This window comes from Frateuria aurantia DSM 6220 (genome assembly GCF_000242255.2).
GTDB classification, from domain to species: domain Bacteria; phylum Pseudomonadota; class Gammaproteobacteria; order Xanthomonadales; family Rhodanobacteraceae; genus Frateuria; species Frateuria aurantia.
This window is the reverse complement of record NC_017033.1, coordinates 2946745-2969876: the sequence shown is the minus strand read 5'-3', so window position 1 is coordinate 2969876 and position 23132 is coordinate 2946745. Positions and strand designations below refer to the sequence as shown.

The 23132-nt window shown below is 65.3% G+C and carries 15 protein-coding genes; 11 read left to right on the top strand and 4 right to left on the bottom strand.

Annotated elements, in window-relative coordinates:
- The first annotated feature begins 196 nt into the window (after positions 1-196).
- The 11 genes from FRAAU_RS13690 (at position 197) to murD (ending at position 15527) form a co-directional block, all read left to right on the top strand.
- Positions 197-1498 (top strand): ABC transporter permease, encoded by a 1302-nt coding sequence (locus FRAAU_RS13690; protein WP_014404113.1) that lies wholly within the window; start codon positions 197-199, stop codon positions 1496-1498.
- Complete coding sequence (locus FRAAU_RS13685; RefSeq protein ID WP_014404112.1) at positions 1498-2733, top strand: ABC transporter permease; 1236 nt, start codon at positions 1498-1500, stop codon at positions 2731-2733. Before FRAAU_RS13690 ends, FRAAU_RS13685 begins: the two co-directional genes overlap by 1 nt.
- A 125-nt stretch (positions 2734-2858) precedes the next feature.
- A complete protein-coding gene (locus FRAAU_RS13680; RefSeq protein ID WP_014404111.1) occupies positions 2859-3854 on the top strand; it encodes an AAA family ATPase in 996 nt (331 codons plus the stop codon).
- Positions 3854-4783 (top strand): DUF58 domain-containing protein, encoded by a 930-nt coding sequence (locus FRAAU_RS13675; RefSeq protein WP_014404110.1) that lies wholly within the window; start codon positions 3854-3856, stop codon positions 4781-4783. The genes FRAAU_RS13680 and FRAAU_RS13675 overlap by 1 nt, the downstream gene beginning before the upstream one ends.
- Complete coding sequence (locus FRAAU_RS13670) at positions 4783-5367, top strand: DUF4381 domain-containing protein (RefSeq protein ID WP_014404109.1); 585 nt, start codon at positions 4783-4785, stop codon at positions 5365-5367. Before FRAAU_RS13675 ends, FRAAU_RS13670 begins: the two co-directional genes overlap by 1 nt.
- A complete protein-coding gene (locus tag FRAAU_RS13665; RefSeq protein ID WP_014404108.1) occupies positions 5364-6353 on the top strand; it encodes a VWA domain-containing protein in 990 nt (329 codons plus the stop codon). Before FRAAU_RS13670 ends, FRAAU_RS13665 begins: the two co-directional genes overlap by 4 nt.
- Complete coding sequence (locus FRAAU_RS13660) at positions 6350-8152, top strand: VWA domain-containing protein (RefSeq protein ID WP_014404107.1); 1803 nt, start codon at positions 6350-6352, stop codon at positions 8150-8152. Before FRAAU_RS13665 ends, FRAAU_RS13660 begins: the two co-directional genes overlap by 4 nt.
- Positions 8149-9903 carry a BatD family protein gene (locus FRAAU_RS13655; RefSeq protein WP_014404106.1) on the top strand — a complete coding sequence of 585 codons (1755 nt, stop codon included), beginning with the start codon at positions 8149-8151 and terminating at the stop codon, positions 9901-9903. Before FRAAU_RS13660 ends, FRAAU_RS13655 begins: the two co-directional genes overlap by 4 nt.
- A 218-nt stretch (positions 9904-10121) precedes the next feature.
- Positions 10122-12686, top strand: coding sequence for a bifunctional aspartate kinase/diaminopimelate decarboxylase (locus FRAAU_RS13650; RefSeq protein WP_014404104.1), 2565 nt, complete (start codon positions 10122-10124; stop codon positions 12684-12686).
- Between the two features lie 108 nt (positions 12687-12794).
- On the top strand, positions 12795-14141 hold the full coding sequence (gene murL / locus FRAAU_RS13645; RefSeq protein ID WP_014404103.1) for a UDP-N-acetyl-alpha-D-muramoyl-L-alanyl-L-glutamate epimerase: 1347 nt from the start codon (positions 12795-12797) through the stop codon (positions 14139-14141).
- Positions 14142-14147: 6 nt separating this feature from the next.
- Positions 14148-15527 carry a UDP-N-acetylmuramoyl-L-alanine--D-glutamate ligase gene (gene murD / locus FRAAU_RS13640; protein ID WP_014404102.1) on the top strand — a complete coding sequence of 460 codons (1380 nt, stop codon included), beginning with the start codon at positions 14148-14150 and terminating at the stop codon, positions 15525-15527.
- A gap of 79 nt (positions 15528-15606) precedes the next feature.
- Here the strand turns inward: murD and FRAAU_RS13635 are convergent, their stop codons facing one another.
- The 4 genes from FRAAU_RS13635 to FRAAU_RS13620 form a co-directional block, all read right to left on the bottom strand.
- On the bottom strand, positions 15607-19416 hold the full coding sequence (locus FRAAU_RS13635) for a translocation/assembly module TamB domain-containing protein (protein ID WP_014404101.1): 3810 nt from the start codon (positions 19414-19416) through the stop codon (positions 15607-15609).
- The gene (locus tag FRAAU_RS13630) at positions 19413-21191 is read right to left on the bottom strand and encodes an autotransporter assembly complex protein TamA (RefSeq protein ID WP_245546394.1); all 1779 of its coding nucleotides are present in this window, start codon (positions 21189-21191) and stop codon (positions 19413-19415) included. The genes FRAAU_RS13635 and FRAAU_RS13630 overlap by 4 nt, the downstream gene beginning before the upstream one ends.
- A 637-nt stretch (positions 21192-21828) precedes the next feature.
- Complete coding sequence (gene mscL, locus FRAAU_RS13625; protein ID WP_014404098.1) at positions 21829-22233, bottom strand: large-conductance mechanosensitive channel protein MscL; 405 nt, start codon at positions 22231-22233, stop codon at positions 21829-21831.
- A 150-nt stretch (positions 22234-22383) separates the two neighbouring features.
- Positions 22384-23070, bottom strand: coding sequence for a fumarylacetoacetate hydrolase family protein (locus FRAAU_RS13620; RefSeq protein ID WP_014404097.1), 687 nt, complete (start codon positions 23068-23070; stop codon positions 22384-22386).
- Between the last annotated feature and the right edge of the window lie 62 nt (positions 23071-23132).

The following is a 23132-nucleotide window of genomic DNA, read 5'->3' as shown; positions in this document are numbered from 1 at the left end:
AGTGTCCGCGGACAGTGGCTGGATCAAACGCGGCGCCATCCGGAGCCGGTGTGATTTCGGCGGTTCGCCGCTTGCGCGCCATGTGATCTATCCAGGTGGCATGGCACGAAGTTTGCTGGCCAAGTATGTATTCCCAGTCGATGGCCGAGCCAAAGCTTGTCGGCGAGGGCATCTTACCTGAGGGCACGTCGGCGCCATGATGATTTACTCGCTCGAACTCGCCTGGCATGGTCTACGCCATCACAAGGGTCTGGCGGCCCTGATGGTTATTGCCATCGCTGTCGGCATCGGGGCCAGCATGACCGAGCTTACGGTCTGGCAGGTGTTGTCAGGTGATCCGATTCCCGCTCGCAGTGCGAAGCTGTTTTATCCGCAGATCGAGCCACGGGATCTGGCCAATGCATATCCCGGTGAGGATCCGCCCGGGCAATTGACCTGGACGGATGGGATGAACCTGCTTCAGGCGGCCAAGGCTCGCCATCAGGTGCTGATGACGGGCGGCGCGGTGCTGGTGCAGCCAGGCGAGAGGCTGGATCCGTTTCTGCAGCAGGCACGTTATGCGACGACCGATTTCTTCCGAATTTTTGGTGTTCCCCTGAAATATGGTCGTGGCTGGAGCCGCGATGATGACCAGCTGCGCAGCCGGGTGGCGGTGATCAGCCAGCGGCTGAATCAGCGGATGTTTGGAGGCCGGGACAGCACCGGACAAGCCATCGAGCTGTCTGGATCCGAATTCCGCATCGCGGGGGTATTGGGCGACTGGCGGCCGAACCCTTATTTTCTTGACCTGAATCGCCGCAGCTACAACCAGACCGAGGATGTGTTCATGCCGTTGTCGACCTCCCAAGATCTGCGGCTGCCTCACGACGGCAGCACCGAGTGCTGGGGCAATGGCGGTGACAGCCCCGAGATGGATCATCATGCGCCGTGTGCATGGCTGCAGTTGTGGGTCCAGCTGGACCACGCGACAGAGGTCCGCGACTATCGGCGATTTCTCATCAGCTATTCAGAGCAACAGCGACGTGAGGGACGTTTTATGCGCCCGGCGCAAGTGCGGCTGCTCAATGTCATGCAATGGCTGGACTACAACCAGGTGGTGCCCGCCGACATCCGATTGCAGAGCTGGCTGGCCCTCGGATTCCTGCTGGTCTGTCTGATCAATACGACTGGATTGATGCTGGCGACCTTTATGCGTCGCAGTGGTGAATTGAGTGTACGCCGAGCGTTGGGCGCTTCCCGTCGGATGTTGTTTGGCCAGTTGATGGCCGAATCGGGGGTGATTGGTCTACTGGGAGGCATGGGCGGCTTGCTGCTGGCCTGGGGCGGTCTGTGGCTGGTACGTCAGCGGCCGGCACAGTATGCGAGCCTGGCACACCTGAATGCGCCGATGCTGCTGGCAACGGTCCTATTGGCCATGGGTGCGACCTTGCTGGCAGGGGTGCTGCCTGCTTGGCGGGCCTGCCACGTGGCGCCGGCCATGCAACTGAAGAGTCAATAATGGATATCCGACCCATTTTCTCATCGCTGCGCCAGCACAAGATCACCGTTGCCCTGCTGATCCTGGAAATCGCCTTCAGTTGCGCGATTGTCTGCAACGCGATGTTTCTGGTTGCCCAGCGATGGCAACGCATGCATCTGCCCAGTGGCATTGCCGAGCATGAGTTGCTGCAGATCCAGCTCGGAGGCCTTCGCCGGCCAGCCGATGCCGAGGCGCAGACCTTGACTGATCTGGCGGCCTTGCGCCAGATCAGCGGAGTGCGCGAAGCCGGGATGGCGAATGCGTTGCCGTTCAGCGGTGGCGGCCCGAATAGCGATCTGATGCTTTCGCCGCAGCAAAGCACGCGGACACTCAATCTCAGCAACTACTTCGGACAGAATCTGTTGCCGACCCTGGGGATCCAGCTTTTGGCCGGACGAGACTTCCAGGCCGATGAATATATCGATCAGGACCGAGCCAATGCAGCCTTGCATAGCGATGACCGCAAGGGGTTGCCACAGTCCTTGATGATTTCGCAGGCTGTGGCGCAACGTCTGTGGCCTGGACAGTCGGCCTTGGGAAAGACCGTCTATTTCGGACATGCCCTGCCTTTTAGGGTCAGTGCCGTGTATGCGGCGATGTCCCGTTCGGGAGGCCTTTTCCGAGGATGGGCCTACAGCATGATCTTGCCCATTTCCGTGCACGCGGATTCAGGTGCCCGCTATGTGATCCGTTGTGCTCCGGCTGACCGGGACCGGATTTTGCGAGCGGCTGTCGCGGTATTGAAGCAGGCCGGCCCGCATCGGGTCGTCCTGTCGGCATCCACCTACGACCAGCTGCGAGCCGGCTATTTCGCGGATGATCGGGCCATGCTGGGCCTGCTGTTGGGCACTATTGCCGCCTTGTTGACGGTCACTGCGCTGGGCATCGTGGGTCTGGCCAGTTTCTGGGTGTTACAACGCCGGCGCATGATCGGCATCCGGCGTGCACTCGGTGCCCGATCAAAGGACATCCTGCACTATTTCCAACTGGAGAATGCCCTGATTGTTGGCCTGGGGATCGGTGCGGGCATGGTGCTGGCATGCGGTCTCAATCAATGGCTGATGCTCCACTATGAATTGCCAGGACTGCCTTGGTACTACCTCCCATGGGGCGCGATATGCCTGTGGGGGCTCGGACAGCTGGCCGTACTGGCTCCGGCGCGGCGGGCGGCGGCGGTTGCGCCGGTGGCGGCGATGCGATCCGGCCTGATTTGAAGCGCCGGGCCGCGGAGAACGCCTGACGGCAGCATTAGTAACGGGGTCTCACCGCTTGCTCTAAACTTTTTGATCGGTTTATGGTCTCAAGTCTCGACCTGTGAACAACCGGACACCTTACGTTGATGGATACGCCGCATTCGACTTCTTCCTCCCCGCTGCAGGAAACCTTTGGCCGGCTGCGTGCCGAGCTGGGGCAGACCATCATTGGCCAGCAGCACCTGGTGGATTGCCTGCTGATCGCGCTGCTGGCCGATGGCCACTTGCTGGTGGAAGGCGCGCCCGGTCTGGCCAAGACCACGGCCGTCAAGGCGCTGGCCAGTCAGATCGAGGCCGATTTCCACCGGGTGCAGTTCACTCCGGATCTGCTGCCGGCCGATCTGACGGGCACCGATATCTTCCGGCCGCAGTCGGGGAGCTTTGAATTCGAATACGGCCCGCTGTTCCACAATATCGTGCTGGCCGACGAGATCAACCGCGCACCGGCCAAGGTGCAGTCGGCCCTGCTGGAAGCGATGGCCGAGCGGCAGATTACCGTGGGCAGCCACACCCGGCCGCTGCCCGAACTGTTCATGGTGATGGCCACCCAGAATCCGATCGAGCAGGAAGGTACCTTCAGCCTGCCGGAGGCGCAGCTGGATCGTTTCGTGATGCATGTCACCATCGGTTATCCCAGCGCCGGCGCCGAGCTGGCGATTCTGCGGCTGGCGAGGGAACAGGCCCGGCACAAGCCGCAGGCCGCGGCGCCGAAGCGGCACTTGCTGACCCAGGCCGACGTGTTGCAGGCAAGAGAGGCGGTACTGGACGTCCATATGGCTCCGGCGCTGGAGGAGTATCTGACCCAGCTGGTGCTGGCTACGCGTGATGCCGGCAAGTATGGTGCGGACCTGGGCCGCTGGATCGCCTGGGGCGGCAGTCCGCGCGCGACCATCGCGCTGGATCGTTGTGCCCGTGCCCATGCCTGGCTGAGCGGTCGTGACTATTGTCTGCCGGATGATGTGCAGGCCGTGGCCGGCGAGGTGCTGCGACACCGGGTACTGCTCAGCTACGAAGCCGAGGCGGAAGGCGTGCGCAGCGATCAGGTGATCGCCCGCCTGCTGGATCTCGTGCCTCTGCCGTGATGGGGGCCGGACAACGCCGCGACGGTGACGGTCGCACGACGGTGGCTCTGGCCCAATTGCTGAGCCTGCGAGCCGAAGCCGGCAAGATCAGGCTGCCGCGGGTGGTCAGCCGCCAGAGCCGGCACGGCCAGCAAGCCAGCCGCAGCTTCGGGCGTGGCATGGACTATGCCGAATCACGCGCCTATCAGGCAGGCGATGACATCAGGCGTCTGGACTGGCGGCTGACGGCTCGCAGCGGGCGGCTGCATACCAAGCTGTTCCAGGAAGAGCGCGAGGCCCAGTTGCTGATCGTGCTGGATACCCATGGCTCGATGCGTTTCGGAACCCGTGAGCGTTACAAGTCGGTACAGGCCGCACGTGCCGCGGCATTGGCCGCCTGGCACGGTGTCGCCTGCGGCGAGCGGGTCGGCATGCTGGGGTTTGGGAGCAGTCAGCATTTTCTGCGGCCACGGGCAGGCATTCGCGGTGCTACCGGCATCTGCGGGGCGCTGGCGGACTGGGATCAGGCACCCGACGACGTCGGCAGCCAGAGTCTGTCTCTGGCGCTGGGGCGGGTCTTGCGCGAAGCGCGCGGGGTTAGCCGGATCCTGCTGATCAGCGATGGCTGGAGCAGTGATCAGGCCGCGCGCGGTCCGTTGCTGAGTCTGGCCCAACGCAGTCGCATCGGCGTGCTGCTGGTCTCCGACCCCATGGAAACCGCCTTGCTGCCATCGGGACGCTATCCATTGCAGACTGATGCCGGGCGGGTCGAGCTGGATCTCGCCGGTGAGCGCGCCCGACGCGAATTGCAGCAGCAGCTGGGCCAGGGCCGGCAGCGTTTGCTTGACCTGATCGAGCCTTTGGGGCTGGCTCATGAATCGCTGGATACGCGAGGTGATCCCGCTGCGGCTCTGGGGCGGGTGCTGACCTGGCGCGGAGGGCGAAGCTGATGCAGATGCTGCAGAACACTCCGGCCGCCGCTCAGGTTCCGGTATCGGGGCCCGCCGCCGTCATGCCCTCGGGCGGGCCGCCGGCCGGTCCGGTCCTGCGTGATATTCATATGCCGGCCGACCCTTCCTGGTGGCCACCGGCTCCGGGCTGGTGGGTGCTGGCCGCGGTGCTGCTGGTGCTGGCGGTCGTATTGCTGTGGTGGCGTCGCCGCCTGCAGCGTCGGCAGCAGTGGCGAGCGCGGGTTCTGGTCGAACTGGACGAGGCTGAATTGCGTTTTCGACAGGACGGCAATCGCCCGCGACTGCTTGGCCAATTGCATGCCTTGATGCGGCGGGCGGCCGCCGGGCTGGATCCAGCAGCTCGTTCAGCCCGTGGCAAGGACTGGGAGGCCCTGCTTGACCGGGTCCGGATCGATGCGTCGACCCGACAGCAATTGCTGGCTCTGGAACAGAGCATGTATCAACCTGATGGCGGTTCGGGCTTCGAGGCCGAGCCGGCCATTGCCGCCGTTCGGCGCTGGATGACGCTGGTCTTGCGCAAGCTGGCCGCGGAGCAGGCCGGACGGCACCGGAGGTCGTCATGATTTCGCTGGTCTGGCCCTGGGCGGCCCTGGCCTTGCCCTTGCCCTGGATCGCGCGCTGGCTGTTGCCGCGCACGCCACCGGGACGTTCTCTGCGGCTGCCTTTCCCCGGGCTGGCCTTGCAGTCCAGCCGTATGGCACAGCGGCGCTCGCCCCTGGTCTGGCTGGGCCTGGTGCTGGCCTGGCTGGCCCTGGTGTTCGCGACCATGCGCCCCGAGTGGGTGGGACCGCCGCAAGCCGAGCGGGGCAGCGGTCGGGCGATGATGCTGGCGGTGGATATTTCCGGCAGCATGAATACCGATGACATGCGGCTGGCCGGCCATGCCGTCAGCCGGTTCGTGGCGGTGGAGGCGATTGCCGGCGACTTTCTGCAGCGTCGCGACGGTGACGAACTGGGGCTGCTGCTGTTTGGCAGTCAGGCCTTTCTGGTCACCCCGCTGACCTATGATCTGAATGCGGTCGAGCAACAGCTGCGGGGTGCCACGGTCGGATTGGCGGGCGGGCAGACCGCGATCGGCGATGCCATCGCGGTGGCGGTCAAGCGCTTGTCGGCTCTGCCGCAGCAGGCGCGGGTACTGATTCTGCTGACGGATGGCGTCAACAATGCCGGCAGCATCCTTCCGCAGGATGCTGCGCGGGCCGCCAAGGCCGAAGGCGTGCGCATCTACACCATCGGCATCGGCGCCCAGCGGATGCAGGTGGATGACTTTTTCGGCAGTCATACGGTCAATCCCTCGGCCGATCTGGACGTGGGCATGCTCACCGATATCGCCAAGCAGACCGGTGGCCGCTTTTTCCGTGCCACGGACAGCCGCGAACTGGCGGCGGCCTATCAGACCATCGCCCAGCTCGAACCGATGCCGCAGCAGCGGCCTTCCTTGCGGCCTCGTCACGAGCTGTATCCATGGCCGCTGGGCGCGGCGATGCTGTTGTGGCTGCTGGCGGCGGCCGGCACGCAATGGCGCCGCGGACGGAGGGCCGGAGCATGAGCCAGATGCCGCTTTTTCATTTCCTGCGTCCCGAGTGGCTCTGGTTGCTGCTGGCCTTGCCGCTGCTGTTGTGGCTGGGTGCCCGTTCGCGCGGTGACGAAGCCGGTCTGAAGCGACTGGTCGATCCCGAGTTGCTGCCGGCCTTGCTGCAGGGCAGGCCGCCACGGATCCGGCTGCGGCAGGGGCTGCTCGCCAGCGGCTGGCTGCTGGCGGTGCTGGCGCTGGCCGGCCCGACCTGGAGCCGGGTGGCGCAGCCGATGTTTGCCAGCCGGGCAGCGCAAGTGGTCGCCCTGTCCATGTCCAGAGACATGCTGGCACGCGATATGGTGCCCAGCCGGCTGGATCGCGCGCGTTTCAAGGTGCACGATCTGCTGCAGGCCAATCGCGATGGCAGCAATGCCTTGCTGGCCTTCGCCGGTGAGGCCTTTGTGGTGGCTCCGCTGACCTCCGACGCACAGAGTCTGAACGATCTGCTGGATGACTTGTCGCCGGACACCATGCCGGTGGATGGCAACAATGTCGGTGCCGCGATCCGGCGCAGCATGGCCTTGCTGCAGCATGCCAAGGTGGCGCATGGCTCGGTGGTGGTGGTCACTGACCGGGCGGATGCCGACGCGATCGACGCGGCACGCCAGGCTGCGGCGGCCGGCATCCGCGTGTCGGTGCTTGGGGTGGGGACGCCGCAAGGCTCGCCGATACCGGGGGCCGAAGGTGGTTTTGCGCGGGACGCCGATGGCCAGATCATGATGGCCTCCCGTCAGGACAGTCAGCTGCAGGCGCTGGCCCGGGCCGGCGGGGGCGTCTATCGCCCGCTCTCCGACCAGCAGACGGATGTGCAGGCCTTGCATGCCGATCTGATGCGGCCCGAGCCGAGTGCCGAGATGTCGGTCAAGGCCGACCAATGGTCCGAGCAAGGCGCCTGGTTGCTGTTGCCGCTGCTGGTGATCGTGGCCTGCGGTTTCCGTCGCGGCTGGCTGTTGCTGGCGGTCTTCGCCTTGCTGCCGACGCTGCCGACGCCGGCCAGGGCCTCTGGCTGGCAGGACTGGTGGCAGCGACCGGACCAGCAGGCCGCGGCGGCCTTGCATCGTGGCGATGCCAAGGTCGCGGCAAGGCTGGCACCCGGCGTGGCCTTGAAGGGGGCTGCCTCGTTTCGTGCCGGCGATTATCAGGCGGCGGCGCAGACGCTGGCGCAGGGCCACAGCAGCGATGATGCCTACAATCAGGGCAACGCGCTGGCCAAGGCCGGACAGTATCAGCAGGCCCTGAAAGCCTATGACGAGGCGATCAAGCGTGATCCCCGCAACGAGGATGCCAAGGCCAACCGCAAGGCGGTGGAGGACTGGCTGAAGCATCAGCAGAAGAATCAGAAGCCGAAGGGCCGGCAAGGCCAGCAAGGCCAGCAAGGCCAGCAAGGCCAGCAAGGCCAGCAAGGCCAGCAAGGCCAGCAAGGCCAGCAAGGCCAGCAAGGCCAGCAAGGCCAGCAGGGCCAGCAGGGCCAGCAGGGCCAGCAGGGCCAGCCGCCTCAGGCCCAGACGGCGGCGCAGCAGGCTCAGGCCCGTCAGGCCCAGCAAGCCTTGCAGCAGCAAATGAATCAGGCCTTGCGCGGTCGGCCGGCGCAGGCACAGCCTCATCAACTGGGCGCTGCCCAGGATCAGGGGCCGCAGTCCAAGCTGCCTTCGGATCTGCGCCAGGCCATGATGCGGGTTCCTGATGATCCGGGCGCTTTGCTGCGTCGCAAATTCCAGCTTGAATATCAGCAGCGCCACGGCGAGGCGGATGATGGAGATACACAGCCATGAGATTTGACATGCGCTTCGGGGCCATGGCCTTGCTGGTGCTGGCTCCCTGCCTGGCCCGGGCCGATATCGTGGCCAGTCTTGATCGTCATCAGGCGCAGCTGGGCGATACCCTGACCCTGAATCTTCAGGCCACGGGCTCCAGTCAGCTGACCATGCCCGATTTGTCGATGCTGCAGCGTGATTTCGCGATACTAGGGACCTCCAACAGTTCCAGCATCCAGATCGTCAATGGTGTCCGCAGTGCCAGCACCACGCTGGGCGTGGCCTTGCAGCCGCTGCATGCCGGCCATCTGGTGATTCCGGCATTGCGGATCGGCGGCGAGAGCACCCAGCCGCAGACCGTGGATGTCAGTGCCGCTGCCAGCCCGGCCCGGACCGGCACGGCGGCCGCAACCGGCGCCCGTGGCATCATGCTGGAAGGCAGCGTGAATCCAGTCAGCGTCTATGTCGGGCAGCAGGCGATTTATACTCTGCGTCTGTACTTCGCGGTGAATATCGCCAACGGGGCACTGGATGATCCCCAGGTTGGCGGGCTGGATGTCCACCGGATCGGCAGCGACACCGATTACCAGACCACTCGTGGCGGTCGTCGCTACAACGTGGTGGAGCGTCGTTATGCGGTGACAGCGGAGCATGCCGGCACGATTCGCATTCCCGGCCTGCGCTTTCAGGGGCAGGTGGTGGATCCGGATGATCCGAACGCATTTTTCGGTGCACTGACCCCGGCCACGGCGGTCGCCGCTCCGGTCGATCTGCAGGTCTCGCCGATACCTGGCAACTGGGGTTCTTCGACGTGGCTGCCTTCCAGCCAGGTCAAGCTCAGCCTCAGCGGTCTGCCGGCATCGGGCGGTTTGACGGTAGGACAGCCGGTGACGGTGAGCATGCGGCTGGAAGCCCAGGGCGTGCCGGCGTCGGCTTTGCCCGCGCTGAGTCTGCCGGATCTTCATGGCGCGCAGGTCTATCCCGACAAGGCTTCCAGTCAGGATCAGGCTTCAAGTCAGGGCATACGCGGCGTGCGTGAACAGCGTTTCGCCATCGTGCCGCAGCAAGCCGGCAAGCTGACCCTGCCCGAGACCACGGTGAAATGGTGGAATCTGCGGACTCACCAGGCCGAATTCGCGCGGATTCCGGCGCAGACGCTGGATGTCCAGGCCGCCGCCGGGCAGCCCGCGTCTGCGGCGACCGCGTCCGGACCGGCCGCAGCGGCCTCCGCGGTCCCGGCCGTCGCGGCCCGGGCGGCTGGCGGACAGGCCAATCCCTGGCGGGGTCTGGCTTATGGCCTGCTGGCCTTGTGGTTGCTGACGATGCTGATCGGTTTGGGTTGGTGGCGTCGTCGTGGCCGCAAGCCCAGCGCCCAGCCGCGGCAGGAGCCGACGCTGTCCCCGTCCGTCGATGCGGCTGCGTCGGTCGCGACACGGGCAACACGGGCGGCCAGGCCCGGAGCGCAGCAACAGGCTTTTGCGCAGGCCTGCCAGGGCACGGATCTGGCCAGGCAGGAGCAGACCTTGCTGGCCTGGGCCCGTGCCGAGCGGGGGACGATCCGGCAGCTGGGTGATTTGCAGCAGGCGCTGGTGGAGGGCGTGCAGTCGCAGGTGATTGCCGAGTTGCAGCGTGCGCGCTATGGCGTCGGCTCGGTGGATGGCGCGGCCCTGGCTGCGGCTTTTGCCGGCGGATTCCAGTGGCGTCCCGATCATCCGGACCAGGAGGCCGCGTCGGGCTTGCCTCCGCTGTACCCGTTCAAACTGGACTGACATGCCGGGCTGGATCCGGCCGCAACCGATGCGCGCCGGATGCCGGCATGGATGGTGATATGGACGGAGGTGTCTAGACGTCCAAGGATGCGCTCGATGGGTTGCATTCCGGCTCCGCCGGCGTGACACTGCAGAACTGTCTTTTTCAGAGCTGCATGCAAAGCACCGTGAATGTAACCGATTCTGCCTCAGTTGTTGGTCCTGCGCCCTGGGTGGTGATGAAGTTCGGCGGTACCAGTGTCGCGACACTGCCCCGCTGGCAGAACATCCAGGAACTTGTTTCAAGCCGTCGTGCCGAGGGCGTCCGCGTCCTGGTCGTGGTTTCGGCGCTGTCGGGGATGACCGATGCGCTCAAACATCTGTGCGCAGAGACCGAGGCGGGAAAACGGATCGAGGCGGCCGCCGGGATTGTCGAGCGCCATCATGCCTTGCTGGCGCAGATGGATCTGCCCTTGCCGGCGGCTCTGGAGCGGCGTCTGGCGGATCTCTGTGATCTGGCGGCAAGCGGTCCCGGCAGTCTGGGCGAGCTGGCCTGGCAGGCGCTGGTCCAGGCGCATGGCGAATTGCTGTCCAGTGCACTGGGCGCGGCCTTTCTGACGGCTGGCGGACTGCGGACGGAGTGGCTGGATGCCCGCGAATGTCTGACGGCGGCTCCCTTGCCCAACCAGAACGAGCGGACCCGGCTGCTGTCGGCGATGGTGGACAGCCGGCCCGATCCGGTACTGGCGGCGACGCTGGCAGCCAGGGGCGATGTCTTCATCACCCAGGGCTTTATCGCCAGAGAACCCGGGCAGGGCCGTACGGTCCTGCTGGGCCGCGGCGGTTCGGATACCTCGGCGTCCTATTTCGGGGCCTTGCTGAAAGCGGCCCGGGTCGAGATCTGGACCGACGTGGCCGGCATGTTCACCGCCAATCCGCGTCAGGTCGCTGGGGCGCGGCTGCTGCAGCGCCTGGACTACGAAGAAGCGCAGGAAATCGCCTCCACCGGTGCCAAGGTGCTGCATCCGCGCTGTCTGTCGCCACTGCGCGAGCCGCGGGTGCCGCTGCTGATCAAGGACACCAACCGGCCGGAACTCGAAGGCACCTTGATCGGTCCGCAGGTCGGCGAGCAGGTGGTCAGCGTCAAGGCCATCAGTGCCCGCAAGAACATCACCCTGATTTCGATGGAATCGGTGGGCATGTGGCAGCAGGTCGGCTTTCTGTCGGATGTCTTCGACCAGTTCAAGCGCCATGGCTTGTCGGTGGATTTGATCGGTTCGGCCGAAACCAATGTGACGGTGTCACTGGATCCCACCGAGAATCTGCTGGATTCCGATGCCTTGGCCGCGCTGGCCACGGACCTCAGCAAGGTCTGCCGGGTCAAGGTGATCGCTCCGTGCGCGGCGGTGACCCTGGTCGGTCGCGGCATGCGCTCGATGCTGCACAATCTGTCCAGCGTGCTGGCCGAATTCGACCAGCTGCGGGTGCATCTGATCTCGCAGTCCTCGAACAACCTCAATCTGACCTTCGTGGTCGACGAAGGCGTGGTCGACAGCCTGCTGCCCCGGCTGCACGAGCTGCTGATCTCGGCGGGCGCGATGCGGACCGACGACGCGGCGATGTTCGGCCCGCGCTGGGACGTGCTGTACGGAAGTGCCGATACATCGACCCGTGGTCCGGTATGGTGGCAGGGGCCGGCGCGCGCGCGGTTGCTGGCGCTGGCTGCCGAACAGACGCCGCGCTATGTCTATCACCTGCCGACCGTGCGCGAGCAGGCGCGCAGGCTGAAGCGGCTCAGCGCGGTGGACCGCCTGCATTATGCGGTCAAGGCCAATACTCATCCGGCCATCATCGGTGCCCTGGCCGAGGAGGGCTTCGGTTTCGAATGCGTATCCCCGGGCGAAGTCCGTGCGGTCAGTGGCCTGGTCGACGAGACCGTGCCGTTGCTGTTCACCCCCAATTTCGCGCCCCGCGAGGACTATGCCTGGGCGCTGCAGACCCGGGTTACCCTGACCTTGGATGCCTTGTACCCCATGGAGCACTGGGGTGAGCTGTTTCGCGGCCGCGAGATCGCTTTGCGGCTGGATCTGGGGCGCGGTCTGGGGCATCACGAAAAAGTCCGTACCGGTGGCAGCGGCAGCAAATTCGGGCTGCCGGTGGCGCAGCTGGACAGTTTCCTCAAGCTGGCCGATGCCCATGGCGTGACAGTGCGGGGCCTGCATGCCCATCTGGGCTCGGGCATTCTGGATCCGGGCCACTGGGGCGAGGTCTATGGCCAGCTGGCCAGTCTGGCCGAGCGGATCGGCAGCGTCAGCTATCTGGATATCGGCGGTGGCCTGGGTGTGCCGGCCCATCCCGACGAGATGGCTCTGGACATCGATGCGCTGGATGCCGTGCTGCGCCAGGTCAAGGCCGTCTATCCGCAATATCAGTTGTGGATGGAGCCGGGGCGTTACCTGGTGGCGGACAGCGGCGTGCTGCTGGCCAAGGTGACCCAGCAGAAGGGCAAGGGTGCGCTGCGATATCTGGGCGTGGATACCGGCATGAACAGTCTGATCCGGCCGATGCTGTATGACGCCTGGCACGAGATCGTCAATCTCAGCCGCGAAGGCGAGGTGGCCGAGACCTTGTACCAGGTGGTGGGACCGATCTGCGAAACGGGTGACGTCCTGGGGCAGGATCGGCTGCTGCCGAGTGCCGAGGAGGGCGATGTGATCCTGATCGCCCAGACCGGCGCCTATGGCAAGGTGATGGCCTCGCCCTACAATCTGCGTGACAGCGGCGAGGAAGTGGTGCTCGACTGAGCGAGGGCGGCCATCGTCGCGCTACCATGCGTACTTGCCGATCCGTCGTCCTGCCCAGGCCGGACGACGGTGTCTTGAACCCGGCCCCTATCGTTTCAGGTGACTTGTTTGACTGATCCACGCCAATTCCGCCGTTTCCGTTTTGTCCGTCATGCCTATGCCGAAGGCGTCGCCGAGCTGGTGTATGCCTTTGACGATGGCGAGGAGCTGATCGAACGGATCACGTTTCCGGCTGCGCCGGCCTTGCCGGCCGGCCGCGAGGCAGCGTTCGCCGCCGCCCTGCAATTGCTGCATCTGATTGTCGGCGTCAGCTACTACAAGGCCGGCGTTCCCGAGCAGATCGTGGTCGAAGGCGAATTGCCCGATCAGGATACCGCCGAGCTGCTGGACGATCTGTATCTGCACGGACTGGCCGAATTTGCCTATCGCAACGGCCTGGATCTGCGCGGCAGGATCCGCTTTCCGCACAACGGCCGTCGCGCCGCCGTGCCGCCCGCACTGGGTCTGGCGTCGCGGACCCTGGTCCCGCTGGGTGGCGGCAAGGATTCGCTGGTGTCGGTGGAAGCGATCCGGCAGATCGGTGTCGAAGCCAGCGTGGTATGGGTCAGCCATTCGCCGCTGATCGAGGCCTGCGCCGAGCGTACCGGCCTGCCGCAGCTGCATCTGCAGCGTGAACTGGCTCCCGGCCTGTTCGAGCTGAACCGGCTGGGCGGCTGGAACGGCCATGTGCCGGTGACGGCCATCAATTCGGCGATTCTGCTGCTGGCCGCGCTGATCTACGACTATGACACCATCGCCTTTTCCAACGAGCGCTCGGCCTCGGCCGCGACCTTGGAATATGAAGGTCAGGCGGTGAATCATCAGTGGAGCAAGGGCTATGCCTTCGAGCAAGGTCTGCAGCAGTGGGTCCGTCAGCATCTGGCGGCTGATCTGAGCTATTGCTCGCTGCTGCGGCCTTACGCCGAGCTGGCGGTGACCCGGGCCTTTGCCCGGCTGGGCTCGGCTTATTTCGACGTGTTTTCCAGTTGCAATCGCAATTTCCGCATTCTGGGGCCGCGGCCGGCTGATCGCTGGTGCGGTCAGTGTCCGAAATGCCATTTCGTGTTTCTGGCCTTGGCGCCGTTTATGCCCAAGCCTCGCTTGCTGGCCATTTTCGGTCGCAATCTGCTGGATGATGAAAGCCAGACCGCCGGTTTCGATGCCTTGCTGGAATACCACGATCACAAGCCCTTCGAATGTGTGGGCGAGGGTGGCGAAGCCCGCGCGGCGATGCATGCGTTGGGCCAGCGCCCGGAATGGCGTGAAGATGCGCTGGTGGCACGCTTTGTCAGCGAGATCCTGCCACAGCTCGACCCTGCCGGCCTGGCCATGGAGCCCTGGCTGCAGGCTTCGTCCGAGCATCAGCTGCCGGCACGGCTGCTGCCGGCATTGGCGGTGATCCAGGGGCCGTGCTGAGCGGTCATGGGGATGTCTGAGTTGAAGATCGACGGCCGTCCGCTGGAAGGCCGCCGGGTGCTGGTCTGGGGTTTCGGACGCGAGGGCCGGGCTGTGCTGGAGCTGTTGCGTCCCCAGCTGCCTTTCCTGCAGCTGGCGGTGTTGTGCAGCGAGGCCGAGCGCGAGGCCGTGCTGGCTTTCGATGCCCGACTGCGGGTACTCGATGGCCCGGTGGATGCCGAGCTGCTGGCTGGCTGGGACATCATCGTCAAGTCGCCGGGCATCTCGGCTTATGTGCCGGCCCTGCTGGAGGCCAGACGCCGCGGCAGCCTGGTGACGTCGGGCACCGCGTTGTGGTTTGCCCGGCATCCCCAGGCCCGGGTGGTGGCGGTGACGGGGACCAAGGGCAAGAGCACCACCAGCGCGATGCTGGCTCATCTGGCCCGCAGCCTGGGACTGGCGACAGTACTGGCCGGCAATATCGGTCTGCCCCTGCTGGAAGTCGATGCGGTCGAGGCTGATCTGTGGGTGCTGGAGCTGTCCAGCTTCCAGACCCGGGAGGCCGGTCCGCTGGAGCTGGCCGTGATCGTCAGTCTTTACGAAGAGCATCTCGACTGGCATGGCTCGCGCCAGCGCTATGTCGAAGACAAGCTGGCCCTGGCCGAGGTGGCGCGCCAGCTGCTGCTGCCGGCGAGTTCACCGGTACTGCGCGAGCGTCTGGGCGGGCATGCCGGACTCAGCCTGTTCGGTCAGCCCGAGGGCTGGCATGTCCGTGACGAGGCCATCTGGCGGGGAGGGCAGCGGATATTCGAGCGTGCCCGGCTGGCCTTGCCGGGTCTGCACAATGCCTTGAATGCCTGTGCGGCGCTGACAGCACTGGAGTTGATGGGCCATGACGCGATGGCCGCGGCGCCGGCACTGGCGACTTTCCGTGCCTTGCCGCATCGCCTGCAGGCGCTAGGCCTGCGCGATGGCCGGCAGTGGGTGAACGACTCGATCAGCACCACCCCGGAGGCCACTCTGGCGGCCTTGCAAAGCCTGCCGGATGGCGAGGTCACCGTCATTGTCGGCGGTCATGAGCGGGGCCTGGACTGGAGTCATTTCATCGACGAAGTGCAGCAGGAGGCGCCCGCGCTGATCATCACCCAGGGGGCCAACGGCCCCCGCATCGCGGAGGCATTGCGGACGGCTGATTATCGCGGCCGGCTGGAATCGCGAGCCGACCTGGCTGCAGCCGTGGACTGCGCGCGGGCACTGACTCCGGCAGGCGACACGATCCTGCTGTCGCCAGGCGCCCCCAGCTTCGACCAGTTTTCCGATTATGCCGCTCGAGGCCGTCGGTTTGCCGAGCTGGCCGGCTTTGCGGCCGAATCGGCCACGATGATCGAGGGCATGGGGCTGGCCTGAGGCGATCGTGCAGGATCGCGCTGCCGCCGCAGGGCAGCGGATCTATCTGTCATTGACATGCTGGAACGCCGTTGCCGGCTCAACGCTCCAGCCGGTAATTCAGGCTGGTGCGACTGAATTCGGTGGCACTTTGCGCCTCGACATTCCAGCGCCGGCTGATGCGATAGCGCAGCGTCACCACCTGACCGGATTCGAACAGGCCGATGCCGTAACTCAGATACAGTCGCGGTGTCAGGTATTTGCCGACGGTGAAGGCCGAATTGCCGTTGAGCGCATCGCTGCTGGACACCCCGATCTCGTCGATGCCGAGCTTGGAGCCGATATGCTTGGCCAGATAATTGCCGGCCACCGATCCCAGGGCCTGGGCTGCGCTGTTGACCATGCTGCTTTCGCCGTTGTTGAGCTGCGATAGCGGTTTGCCGGTGGTCATGTAGGACAGCACATCGCTCTGGTCCATGGCCGGATTGGAGTAGAGATTGATTACCGGCTTCTGGGCGGTGCCGGTGATGGCCAGACCGACCCGCTGCCCATCGTCGACGGTCAGATTGGTATTGATCTTGCGGATGGCCTGCAGGTTCAGTCCGGGGTTGTCCAGCGGGGTGCTGGCGAACAGCACCTGGCCATGTTCGATGCTCAGGTTCTGGCCATAGGCCTTGTAGGTGCCATCCACCGTGATCTGTCCCTGACCGACCGGATCATGTCCCGGGGTCTGAAGTACGGTGAGCTGGCCGCTGAGATGGCCGTCCAGTCCCATGCCGGTCAGATCGGTATGCTTGCCCAGATCGACCAGCACCTGAGCCGATATGGGCAGTCCGGGATCGGCCTGCACGGGGGGCGCACCCAGCACCACCACGTCGGACGAGGCCTGCTGGGCCCCTGCACCCGGCAGTTTGGAAATATCGATCGCTGCGGTGTCCAGTTTGAGGCTGCCGCCAAGCTTGAGACCGGTAGGCAGATAATCGATGCTCAGATCCGGCGAGATCGTCACCTTGGCGGCGGGAATGTCTGCCGCCGTGAACTGGCTGCCGCGGATGCTGACATGACTTGGGCTGTGACTGTCCAGACCGAGCTGACCCTGGATCTGCAATGAGCCGCTGCCTGATTTCAATTGGCCTTGCAGGCTGGCCTGACCGTCAGGCAGCATGTTCAGCGCCAGCTGGCCCTGTTCCAGCTTGATGCCGGCGACCGGTACTTCGGCGCCGAAGTCCTGCAAGGCGGCTTCGCCGACCACGGTGGGGTGATCCAGTTTGCCGCCCAGCCGCAAGCGGCCCTGGGCATGCCCATGGACGGCGGCCAGCTGCGGACTCAGCATGCTGACGAAGTTGAGGCTGGGCAGGGCGAAGGCCAGCTCGCCCGTCAGTGCCTGGGTGACAGGATGCAGCTGGACCTGGCCATCGATATGGCCCTGATCATGGCTGGCGTCCGAGAATCGGGCATGCAGATTCAGTTGCTGGTTGCGGGGCTGCAGGCGGGCCTGCAGCTGCACCGGTCCGTAGTTGATCAGAGGCTGGTCCGGCTGCTCCAGATAATGGATTTGGCCGCCGGGCGCATGGAGGGTGGCCTGGCCGTCCAACTGTCCGGCCGGAGTGCGGTGGATCTTGCCGTCGCCTTCGAGGATGCCGCTGATCGAGACAGGCAGGTCAGCCATGCCGGCGGCATTCAGCAGCATGGCCAGCGGCAGGGCATGCAGATGGTAGCTGGCATCCAGCCCGGTTTTTGCATTCTGGCTGGCGCTGGCGCAGATCCTGGGCTCACCCGCGACCAGACACAGCTCGCTGCTGCGGAAGCCGGCCTGGGCGTAATGCAGATCCACCGGCTTCTGCAGCGACCAGCGCGGCAGCCCCTGCAGGTCCAGATGGAGCTGGCTCAACTGCCCTTGCCACTGGGACTGGCGGTAGCTGCCGCTTGCCTGCAATTCGGCACTCAGCGGTTTGCCGGTCAGTTGCAGCTGCAGGCGATGATTCTTCTCGTTGCCGTCGGCATCCACCGCCAGCCGGCTGACGGCCAGACCGGAAGCCTTGGCATTGGCCGCCCGCAGACTGATCTTTCCGCCGATACGGCTGACGTCGGGCACATCGGCATTCAGGCCGAGCGTGCCGATATGGTTGTCCAGGTAGCTCAGCCCCTCGCCATGCAGTTGCAGCTGCAGCTGGCCGGACTGCAGCTTGCCCTGGTAGCGGGCCTGGGCATTCAGCCGGCCACGGGCCTCGGGCAGCCAGTCGTTGGCTTGGGGCGCGCTGAGTACGAGAAGCAACTGGTTGCTGCGCCCGGGCTGGCCTTCGAGCCGGATCCGGCTCTGGCCCGAAGCCAGATTCAGCTGACCGCTGAGCACCTGCTGGGGGTCGATCTGCAGCTGCCCTTTGCCGCTTATTGGCCGGTCACGCAGTCGTCCCTGCAGCTGGTCCAGATTCAGCCGTGCGACCGGCAGGTCGCCGGCCAGCTGGCCTTCGGTGTCCAGTTTCAGATTCAGCGAGCCCGGCCAGTCATGCAGCCAGACGCCGGGATCGAATCCCCTAGCGGCCAGTTGCAGGCTCCAGCGTGTCGTCGGTTGCAGGTCGACCTGGCCGCTGGCCTGCAGTTGGCCGCCCTGGCCCTGCTGGCGGATGTCCAGCTGCCGGATATCGAGATGTTGCGGATTGCCTTGCAGATCCAGTTGCAGATGGGCGAGCCGGCCGGCCGGGCCCAGGTCCAGCTGGCCGACAGCGGCGAACTGGCTGGCACCGCCATCGAGCTTGAGTTGTCCGGCGCTGCTCATGGCCTGCCCGACCCAGTCCGCCGGCAGCGCCAGGTCCTGCCAGTGCAGGGCCAGATGGCCACTGGGTTCGCTGCCGCCCAGGCCCAGCTGGCCGCTGAGGTCGATGATGCCGGCCAGTTTGGGCGAGTGCAGATGCAGCTGCCGGATATCCAGCAACTGGCTGGCTGGCTGATAGCCCAGCTGCATTGGGTCCAGCAGGATCGGAATCTGGTCCAGGTCCAGCCGGCCCCGGGCCTGGCCACCCCGGTCATCACCGCTGGCATCGAGTGCGAGAGCGAACTGCCTGATCGGACCGTCGAGGCCCAGTTTTGCCAGCATGGCGGGCGGCATGTTCAGCTGGCCCTGCCAGGCATGGTGCTGCAGCTGGTTGATCTGCAGTTGCAGATGAACGGCAGTGGGCGCGGTCAGATCCAGATCGAGATGGGCATCGGCATCGGCCGCATGGGCATCGAGCGTGGCGGCCAGAGCCTGCTCGCCGAGCTGCCATTGGACCTGGGCCTGCAGGCGTCCGCGGATGACTTTGCCCAGCCGCAATTGCCCGTGCAGCGAGGCCTGGCCAGGTTCGGCATCCAGATCCAGGCGGGCCAGGGTCAGCTGATGACCGAGCCAGCTGCCGGCCAGATCCAGACGCCGCGTTTTCAGTAGGGATTTGCCGTCCTGCTGCAGATCCACAGGGCCCAGTTGCAGCTGATCGATACGAAGCCCGAAAGGCGCTTTTTCAGGCATTTCAAAGGGCGTTGAAGGGGTGGGGGCCGTTTCGGGCTGGCTGACCAGAGCCACGCTGGAGGCACCGGTCTGCAGGCGCAGGATATGCAGCCTGCCGCGCAGCAGGGCCAGTGGTCGCCAGTCCAGCTGCAATTGCCGGACCCGGACCTGGGTACCGTGGCCATCGTCATAGCGGATGTCGTGCAGATCCAGCGGCCCCAGCAGGCGACCATGGGCCTGGCCGATGTTGACGGTACCGGCGCTGAGCCCGGGCAGGCGCGCGGCCAGGGTCTGCAGTCCGGACTCGGTGCCCAGCAGCCAGCCCAGTCCCAGTACGATCACGGCCAGCAGGCCGGCCACAATCCGCAGGATCAGGCGCAGCGGACGGGGTCGGACGGCCGGGACGACGGGGGGTGTGGACTCGCTCATAGGTCAGGACCGATATTGACGTGCAGCTGGACACCATGGCCATAGATGCTGTGCACCGGCATGCCCACATCGATGCGGATCATGCCGACCGGCGACAGCCAGCGCAGGCCCAGGCCGGTGCCCAGCTGAGGCCGGTAGTCCATGCCGTTGAAGGCGTTGCCGGCATCAACGAAGCCGGCCATGCCCCAGTGCGGCGTGAAATAGTGCTCCATCTCGGCACTGCCGATGAGCAGGTTGCGGCCGCCGATCACGCGCTTGGACTTGTTGAGCGGGCCAATGGCCTGATAGGCATAGCCTCGGACCGAGCGGTCGCCACCGGCGAAGAAGCGCAGCTGCGGTGGCAGGGCATCGAAGTCATTGGTATCGGTCAAGGCGGCACTGCCGCGCAAGATCAGGCGGTTGCGGCCGGCAAAGGCGCGAATCCACTTGGCATCGGCCATCAGCTGCGAGAAGCGGGCACTGGAGAGGGCGCTGCCGGCCGTGGTGCGGGCGGTAAAGTTAAGCGACCAGCCACGGCGCACGAAGGTGGAATTGTCCATCCGCTTGCGGGCCAGCGAGCCTTCGGCATAAACCAGAGTGCTGGAGCCGTGCTCAAGGCCGGCAATGCGGTCGGATTCGGTGCCGCGCTTGCCGACGGTGAAGGTGCCGGTCAGGGCATGGACGCCCAGCGTCCGGGTCCAGCCATGCCACAGCCGGGTCTCGTTGGCGACGACTTCGAAGGTATGCGCCACCGAGGTGACGGTATTGGCATCCAGGAAATTGGCGCCGAAATTGAAGCTGCGCTGGTTCGGGCCCGGCATCGGGATGGTATACAGGGTGGACAGGCTTTTCAGGCGCTGGGCCAGAATCAGCTCGTTGCTCCATTTGTGGCCGCGGCGGTTGATCCAGCGTTTGCTCAGCCCGGCACGAATACCCGGTCCGGTATCGGTGCCGTAGAAGGGACCACCGGTGTAGATGGTCTGCTTGGCGGGATGCAGATTGACCAGCACCGGCACGATCTGGCCCTGGCGGTGACTCATGTCCGGGCGCACATCCACCATCGAGAAGTAGTCGGTATTGGTCAGCGACTGCTGCAGTTGCAGCAACTGGTCCTGGGTATAGGCCGTGCCGGCCGGGAAGGGCACATAGCGGTCCAGAACCCCGGGCCTGAATTGCGAGCCGGAAAAATCGACCGGGCCGAAGCGATAGCGCGGCCCGATGTTCCAGGCGAGTTCCACCCTGGCCTGATTGCGGCGGGTATCGACCTCGACCCGGTGAGTGTCCAGTTTCGCATCCAGCCAGCCATTGGCGGTCAGCGCCGAAGTCACAGTATCGCGTGCCGACTCATAGTTGCCGTCATCGAGCTGCTTGCCCTGCAAGGCGCGCAAGGCCCGCAGGCTGCTGCGCACGGCGGGAACCTCGCGGGCGCTGGCAGGCAGCGTCGCCTGAACCTGCTCGATCAGTACCGGCGGTCCCGCCTCGATCTGCAGGCTCAGCGCCCAGTCCTGTCCCTTGGGATCGAGTTCACCGTGTACCGTGCTGTGGTAATAGCCGTAGGGGCGCAGGATGCCGTCGACCTGGGTCTGCACCTGCTTGAACAGACGCCGGACCTGGGCTTCGCTGACGGAACGCGTGGCGTAGGCACTCAGGCCGCTGGCGCTGATCACCGCCTGTTGCAAGTCGTCGGGCAGGCCTTTGACCTGCAGCACGATGCCGGCACTCGCCGTCAGCGGCAGCAGGGTGGTAGTGAGCAGGATGAGGCCGCGACCGACGGATGGCAAGAATGGGTACTTCACCGGCGTCGGCATCCCGGACCCCGGCGCTCAGCGGTCGTTCGATTCACCTTGCATGGCTCCTGGGGCCGAACTGAGGTCATCTTCCGTCTGGGTTGCCAGCCAGCTGGGCTCGATATGGACGGTCATGCTCCGGAGCCGCGAGGAGGGAGCGATCCTGTCCGGCCTGTCATGGGCAGCAAGATGCCAGTCGGGACGGCAGCGGGTGACCTGCCACGCAGCGAGGGCGGCGATACTTCGTGCTGCCGGTCGGCACCGTACGGAACTGCCGCTGCCGGCTTGCGTGGAGGCGGTGGCGGCCCGTCGTGGCATCCGCTGGCGATTCGACGGCATCCCCCCGGATGCCATGCAGGCCCCGCGAGGACAGCTCCGGTGGACATCCCGATCGACCCACGTCTCCAGCTTGGCCTGGCGCCTCTGCTGCAAGCGAGCCTCACAGGCCCGGACATGATGCGATACAGTCGCCGGACGATATGGCCTGCTCCCCGTGCTCAAGGCGTGGCTGAAGGCATGGGGAGCGGCATCATTCAAGGCGATTCCATGCAGAGCAGCTGTCGTCTGAAAAGCTGCCTGCGGGACGGAGGCGGCGGCCACAGGCCGCCGCCTCGCAAGGGCCCGCCTTGGCAGGAGGACCATCCGCTTACTTGTTCTTGAGCAGGTCGCGGATTTCGGTCAGCAGAACCACGTCTGCAGCCGGGGCCGGGGCCGGCGCTTCAGCCTGCTTCTTGTGTACCAGGCGATTGACCACCTTGATCAGCAGAAACACCGCGAAGGCGATGATAAGGAACTGGATCACGGTATTGATGAAAGCCCCGAAGCCGATCGCGACTTCGCTGATCTTCTGGGCCGGATCCGCCGCGCGCAATACCCATTTCCACTGGGCGAAATCGACGCCGCCGATCAGCAGACCGATGGGGGGCATGATGATCTGATCGACCAGCGACGTGGTGATCTTGCCGAAGGCGGCGCCGATGACGACACCGACGGCGAGATCCAGCACATTGCCACGCATGGCAAATTCTTTGAATTCTTTGAGAAAGCTCATGATTTGTTCCGGTCTCCGGCAAGTTCAGTGATGGGAGGCCTCTGTAGCGTACCGTTGTGAACCCGGTCACGCAAAGTATCGCGTGTGGTTCGACGCGACATGGTCCCGCCGGGAGGGATCGCGGCGCGTGGCGCACCGCGGCGAACGGGGTCAGATGATCCGTCCGTCCAGCCTGGCGATGCCTGCCAGTTCGGCGTGGAAACGGTCGCCGCGCTGCAGCGGACCGACGCCGGCCGGGGTGCCGGTAAACAACAGGTCACCTGGACGCAGTTCGAACAGTGTGGACAGATGCGACAGCAGTTCGGGAACGCTGAAAATCATCTCCGCCAGCACGGATTGCTGGCGCAGTTCACCATTCACTTGCAGGCTGATCACGGTTTCCGGGCCTGGTTCGGCGTGGCTGGCCGGGCACAGCGCGGAAACCGGTGCCGAATGGTCGAAGCCCTTGGCAGCATCCCAGGGGTGGCGGTCGGCCTTGGCCTGTGCCTGCAGGTCGCGGCGGGTCAGGTCCAGTCCCACGCCGTAGCCCCATATCAGCGCGGCCGCCTGCTCCGGAACGAGGTTGTGGCCGCCGGCCGCCAGTGCCACCACCATCTCGACTTCATGATGCAGATCGTGTGTTGCACCGGGATATGGAATGTCGACGCCGTCGCTGACCAGTGCATCGGCCGGCTTGCTGAAGAACATCGGCCGTTGTCTGTCCGTGGGCACGCCCATTTCGCGGGCATGGGCGGCGTAGTTGCGGCCTACGCAGAAGATCCGGCGAACCGGAAAGCGCTGGGCGCTGTCGATGACAGGCAGGCTGGTGACGGCCGGCGGGGCCACGATGTAACTCATGAGGTACTCCGACAGACGGGCTGAAGCCCGTCATCATACGCCTGTGCCAGAAGCAGCGCTGC